Source organism: Streptomyces sp. NPDC031274, from assembly GCF_055570235.1.
Genome location: NZ_JBVIHP010000361.1, coordinates 1 through 1171, shown reverse-complemented (window position 1 = coordinate 1171; position 1171 = coordinate 1). Strand labels below are relative to the sequence as shown.

At 71.6% G+C, this 1171-nt stretch carries 1 protein-coding gene; it reads left to right on the top strand.

The window, feature by feature from the left end; all coding sequences use genetic code 11:
* The coding region (locus tag ACZ5CR_RS46385; RefSeq protein WP_468870075.1) for an amidohydrolase family protein at nucleotides 1-254 on the top strand (254 nt) is incomplete at its 5' end.
* Nucleotides 255-1171: the final 917 nt, after the last annotated feature.

Genomic DNA, 1171 nt, shown 5'->3' with positions numbered 1-1171 from the left:
AAGAGTGCGTCGCCCACCTCACGTCACGCCCGGCGGCCCGCCTCCGCCTGCCCGACCGGGGCATCGTCCGTGAGGGCTACCGCGCCGACCTGGTCCTCTTCGACCCGGAGACGGTCGCGGCGGGATCGACCTTCGATGCTCCCCGCACCCTGCCCACCGGCATCCCGCACGTCCTGATCGACGGCAAGTTCGTGATGGAGGACGGGCGACGCACGGACGTCCTCGCGGGACGCTCCGTGCGCCGAACTCTGTAGAGGGCTGGGCGGCCTGCCTGGGCCCTGGGCGGCCGACCGTCACGGGTCCCGTACCGCCGTGCCGGAGGGCTTTGCGGTGCCTGCGGCCTTGCTGCGTGCCGGGGCCATCCGGTGTCCCGAGGTTGGCGGTTCCGGGCCGGGAGTCAAGGGCGCTTCGCTGCGCTACGCGTCGGCTGCGCCGATGACCCTTCGGGCCACCCTTGACACCCGTCCCTCCACCGCGCGAGGGAAGACGACCGGACGGCCCGAGGGGCGGGACTCTCGGGGACTCCCGTGGGTGGAGGCGGTTTGCGTGCCGAGTGCGGACCAGTCCGTCGCAGGGCACCCGGCGGTGGGCGGGGTGCGCGGGCGCTCCGGGGATGGATGAGGGTTTCGTCAAGCGGGTGCGGACTAGTTCGTCGGGGGTGGCCGCCGCGAGCTACAGCACGCGACCGGGGTCCGGCACCTAATTCGCAGAAGGCGCGTTGGCCAACTCGCGCGCCCCCTGACTGTCAGAACACAACTTTCCCAAAGTAGGTCCCGGCCCAGACGCCGGAGCCGGGGCCGGTCCCGATCTCATGCCCTCCCTTTGCGCCAGGGGCGCGGATTGCAATTGAGTCCCAGGAATCGTGCCCCCAGAGCGCCTTCTCGCGGGACTCTGTTGCATTCCGCGCTATCCGTCGCGCACTTCGGCACCGCCTCACGTGACGGCCACCCCCGACGAACCGGTCCACACCCGCTTGACGAGACCGTCACCCGTTCCCAAGCCGACCGCGCACCCTGCCCGCCACCGGGTGCCCTGCGACGGACTAGTCCGCACTCGGCACGGACCCCAAGAAGGTGACGGGCCTGGTCGAGAGTCCCGCCCCTGGGCCGTCCGGTCGTCTTCCCTCGCGCGGTGGAGGGACGGGTGTCGAGGGTGGAGCGAAGCGGAATCG